General features: G+C 50.6%; 4 protein-coding genes. 1 reads left to right on the forward strand and 3 read right to left on the reverse strand.

The annotated features are described in order from the left end of the window. From D6694_02650 to D6694_02660, 3 genes are all read right to left on the reverse strand, one after another. On the reverse strand, positions 1-1640 hold a 1640-nt coding region (locus D6694_02650), incomplete at its 3' end, for a hypothetical protein (GenBank protein RMH47078.1). A 22-nt stretch (positions 1641-1662) separates the two neighbouring features. Next, positions 1663-3795, reverse strand: a complete 2133-nt coding sequence (locus tag D6694_02655) for a serine/threonine protein kinase (protein RMH47079.1) — start codon at positions 3793-3795, stop codon at positions 1663-1665. Between the two features lie 5 nt (positions 3796-3800). Beyond that, positions 3801-4676 (reverse strand): serine/threonine-protein phosphatase, encoded by an 876-nt coding sequence (locus D6694_02660; GenBank protein ID RMH47080.1) that lies wholly within the window; start codon positions 4674-4676, stop codon positions 3801-3803. Between the two features lie 59 nt (positions 4677-4735). Here D6694_02660 and D6694_02665 point away from each other — a divergent pair, with 59 nt between their 5' ends. Beyond that, entirely contained in the window at positions 4736-5269 is a 534-nt protein-coding gene (locus D6694_02665; GenBank protein RMH47081.1) for an FHA domain-containing protein, read from the forward strand. Position 5270 lies beyond the last annotated feature (1 nt).

Here is a 5270-nt window from a genome sequence, read left to right on the forward strand (position 1 = left end):
CCTTCGACTGAACGTCCCGTCACCTCTTTGGACGCCTTCACCGTGTCTGTGTAAACCACTTTCGCAGTCGCTGCTTCGATAATACGGAACGATACCGTCAACAAAGCCACTTTACGATGGTGTGTGATGTGAATCGTCACATCTTCCATCACTGGTAACTTGGCCATTTTGGGTGGTTCGGGACCATTTCGACCATTACGTTTCCATGCCAACCACTCTGGATTTTGTCCCATTTCATAACGTACCGGAACTCGCCGCCGCTCCGTCCCTTTCGAGTCAGACTGTTCCACGCGTGCATCAACCACCCGACCTTCAATAAAATAGTCGGCTGACGCAAAGACTTTTCCGCCGCGATTCCTCGTCATCGCGCGCTCTTGCAAGATGGTTTCGAGTTGCTCTCGCTCTAACACTTTGACATCATGAGAAAGTTTTTCAAGCAACTGCCGTGTCACACGACTAACAATGCCTGCGCCTATCCCCGGTTTGCCCGGCAAATCTTCAAACGCAGACAAACTAAGCCCGGTCTTGGCACGCTCTGCCACGCTGTCCTCTATCTTCTGCAATTGTGCCGGCAGTCCAGGGTACTTCGGCGCAAGTTCGACCATCACTGTCAATAAACCATAGGCATGTCCATAACGGCCAGCCCGGTTCAACTTATTGGCTTGCGACCAAAGGTGTCGCAAAAAAGGCATTTCGCCACGAAAGCCACTTGACTGGTCGGGCAAGCCTAAAATTCTTCGCACCTGATGTGCCTTTCGAAAAGCCGTAAACGCCTCCCACCAATGCTTGCGCTTCGCCCACGCTGCCCCTTGCTTGACAAAGTAATTCTCCATAAGCTTTGCCATCGGCAACGCATCTTGCCTAAAACGTTCAAACCCAGGACGGTGGGTGGCCTGTTTCATCAACTGATAAGCTGATTCAACTTTTCCTTGCTCCAACAGCTCAGTGAAATTTTGATTGGATAGGCCAGCTTCGGCCTGTGCCAAGCGTGCTTCAAGATTTGGTGTTTCCGGTGCTATTTTTTTCACCATTTCCAGCAGTTTCTGGGCACGCCCATAATCCTGAGCATCCATCGCCTCAAGCGCCGTGCGCAGCAGCGTTTTCACTGCTTGTTCCTTAAATGCCAGATAACGTTTCTCAGAATCTTCTGTTTGGCTTAGTGTATGCCAGCGTTGTGCCGCCTCAACACGCTCAAGCCAGGAACGTGAGGGATCAGCAAACCGTTTACGTTCCAGATCCATCATTTTCTCGGTATTTTGCCGCTCAACCACCAACGTATCCATTAACTGGCGGCCGAGCGTTGCATCCAAACTCGCCAACTCTACAGCCTTGGCATATATACGATTGACGTCGCGCAATGGCACAAACCCGCCACCGATGCGCGCGTCCTCCAACTGAGTGCGAATATTTGCCGCTGTATCTTTCGCTAATGTCTGTCGAGCTTGCTCCAATAAGCTCTTAAGCTTCTTATCACGCGGATACTGAGTCGACTCCGCCTTGAGACGCTCATAAAACTGGTTCAGTTGTCCAGCTTGCCTGGCTTGTTGTATGTCCTGTACGGAGTACCTGGGCCCGCGGCTACCACAGGCCGTCAATATCAGCCCCAAGAAAACAATAATCCACCAATGACGAATTCGCATTGTCGACCCTCAATGATTACAACTATTTTTGAAATAATAGCGGAAATTCCTTTGTTATCTTGTCAGCCGCTTGATACAAAACCGTCGCCCGCTGGTTTTGTCCATTCTTTTCCGCCGTTTGAGCCAATGCTAACAACTTATTATGAATTGCGCGAATTCCTTTTTTCGCCTCGGGATTCGCCGGGTCAAGCTTGAGGATTCTCGCCAGCTTTTCAAGGGCATTATTGCGTTGCGGCGGAATCAGCCGCCCAGCCTTCATCGCACGTTGTGCCCCGCGAAGCAACACTTGAATCTGCAACTGCTTCAGGGGATCCACCTCCGACTCGACTTTGGCGGGCGGCTCGCCCGCGTCGCCCAACTCAGGCTTTTTCTCCGCCTTCGCTGTCTCAATGGCCTGGCGTTGTTCAGCCAGTGCTTTTTGTGCTGACGCGATGCGCGTATCGGTTGGATCGATTGTGAAGGCACGCGCCAAATATTTCTCTGCCGTCGCAAATTTCTTGGCTTTAGCTGCCTTGCTGGCTAAGGTCAGATACACAGAAACCAACCCCCTGATACCTTTGCGCGCGTCTTCATTGCCAGGTTCTAGCTCAAGCACTTGCCGATAATAATACCAAGCGCTTTCATTTTCGGGTTCACTGTAACGTCCCGCCTTTTCTGCTTCTTTTGCCTTCTGCAAAAAGGCTTTTATTTGCGCGGCTTTTTGAGCCTTCTCCTGTTCCAACCGCTTTTTGACTTCGGCTTGAATTCGGGCTTCTTCCTGTGCTTGTTCCCAGGCTTGCTTTGCTTCGACAAGCTTTGTGCTCATGGCTGACACCTCGCGGCGCTCGGGAGCAAGTGTTTGTGCACTTGCCACAACCACGTCGGCCAGCTCAAAAGAATTTGCTGCGATCAGTCGTTCGGCCTCTGCCAGCCAATGATCGACCAATTGACGCAAGAGTGTCTGACTGTTCACATCGTTGTTGGCCAGCACCTGTATGCGCTTTGCCGTATTGAGCGCTTCGGTCACTTGTCGAGCCGATTTAATTGGCGCTTGAATGGCTTGCGCGAGTTGTTGCTGCAATGCCAACAAACGCGTTAGCCGTGCGGCCTCTTCGGCAGCCTTTTGCTCAGCAAGGCGACGCGCTTCTGCCCGACCGGTCACTTCATCCACCCATTGATCAAGGTAAGGAATGTGACCGGGCTTAAAGTAACTCAGTGTCGGCAAACCAAGCAAAATCAGAACAAAAACCGACCAAAAAACAATGCGCCCAAAATGTGAGGGAGGCTTCGCCTTGTCTGGGATAACGCCAATGCGATCATGCGCACCGGTGACCATCACATCTTCGTCATCCTCGACAGGCCGTTCTCCGGTCAGTCGGTCAATTGCCTGAACAAGCTCTCGCGCCGATTGAAAACGCTGCTCCGGATTTTTTGCCATCAATTTATTGATAAGCGGCTGGACATGGCGAAATCTTGGAGGCAGCGTTGGCACAGGCTCGGTCACATGCTTGATCCCTATTGCCAGGGGATCTTCTGCATCGTAAGGGACCTTGCCAGTGAGCATTTCATACAAAATCACGCCAAGACTATAGAGGTCAGAACGGTGATCTGCCTTTTGACCTCTTGCTTGTTCCGGGCTCATATAGCGTGGTGTTCCAATGGCCGAGCCAGCTTGTGTCATTTGCGTGGTTGCGTTAGAAGCTTTAGCGATCCCGAAATCAGTCAACATTGGCCGACCTTTTTCGTCAAACAAGATGTTCTCCGGCTTGAGGTCCCTGTGCACATATCCTTTGCGATGGGCGAAATCAAGCGCAACGGCAACTTTTCTCAGAATTTCGAGCGACTTCTTTACCGACAATCCCTTCTTGATTTTTTCGGTGAGATCGCCACCTGGCACATATTGCATCGACATATAGTGGTAAGTGCCATAGTTCCCGACATCATAAATGCCAACGATGCCAGGATGTTCCAGCTGAGCAACAATCCTTGCTTCCTTACTAAAGCGATCACCAAATGTCGGATCCGCGGCAAGCGCAGGTGACATAATTTTCAGGGCCACTTCCCGTTCAAGCTTTATATGGCGCGCCAAATAAACAGTTGCCATACCACCCTGGCCAATTTCCCGCAGAATTTCGTATCCCGGAATTTTTATTGACGTCGATTCGTTTGCACTCATTCTTGTTATTCTCTGGTCAAAAATTGTTTGAATCTCCGAACCAAGCCTTTCATAAAAACGCGCTTCTTCTCTTCTGGTTGGCTGGGAATGCAAATGGCCACAACTGAAATATTGTCATTCCCACCCGCGTCACAGGCGGCCTGCACAAGCGCCTGTACCAACACTTCTGGAGCATCCCCATGCTTTTTGACAATAGCAAGAAGCTCATCATCCCGAAGTTCCCCTGACAACCCATCACTGCACAACAAGATCTTATCACCTGGCATGAGTTTTAGCTTAGTCTCATCAACCTCAACGTTTTCAAGTTGCTCAGCGCCAAGTGATTGAGTGATCAGATTGCGCTTGGGATGATTGCGCGCTTCTTCCTGACTAATGGCCCCAGCATCCATCAGCCGCTGAACAAATGAATGGTCCTTCGTTACCTGTGTCAGCGTCAAGCCATTGCCCAAGTCACGAAACAAGTACGCTCGACTGTCGCCCACCCACGCAATTAATAATTCTTTACCCCGCAAACAGGCCGCGACAACAGTCGACCCCATGCCAGGCTTGCCTACCCCCTTATCTGATGCCGTTTTGATATCCCTATGCGCGCGGTGAAGCGCAGCAGCAAGGGACGCCCCGTTTTGCACGGCATCCCGTACGACGTCAACCACAAGTTGACTCGCTACCTCACCAGCGGCATGACCACCCATGCCATCCGCGACCAGGTAGAGACCAAGGCCCTCGTCAACAAAGACAGCATCCTCGTTGTGCTGGCGCACACAGCCTGTGTGTGTCAATGACGCTGTATAAACCTCCATGAAGCCCCCAGATGGCGTTAATCGTCTGATAACACCATATTCATTCGCGACAAACAATGCAATTTTGAAACATCGGATCACGCGACAGACATCAGATTTTTCGCTACACTCTAGGAAAAATGATCAACTAGGATCTCGATATGGCACAATCGAGCAACGAAAAGAAATCTGGACCTCAGGGCACCATGATCTTTTCGCCCGAAGAGGTTGAGGCCGCGATTCAAGAGCAACTCAAAGTAAAATTGCTCGCAGGAGATGAGGGTTCTATGCTGGTTGGCATCACACCACCAGTTGATGGGAAGGTTTTTAATTTTATGAATACCTCGGTGACCATTGGCCGTAACAGCGACCAAGATATTGTCATCGATGACCCAAGCGTGTCTGCCATGCACGCGAAAATCACTTTGGACAATGGGAGCTGGCAAATCGCCAATTTGCTGTCGTCAAACGGTACTTTCGTCAATGGCAAAAAAATTAGCGTCATCCGTTTGAACAATGGAGATCGAGTCCGCTTTGGCAAAGTGGAATTTGTGTTCAAAGCTGGTCAGCTCACCGGTGCGAATGGGTCAGTCACACCATCCACAAGTGAAGAAAAGGGAAAACGCACCGTGGTTGGTTATTGGCTAATTGGTGGCTTGATTGTACTTGGCACAGCGCTGTATTTCTTGCTCTGAC

Source organism: Gammaproteobacteria bacterium, from assembly GCA_003696665.1.
Classification (GTDB): Bacteria; Pseudomonadota; Gammaproteobacteria; order Enterobacterales.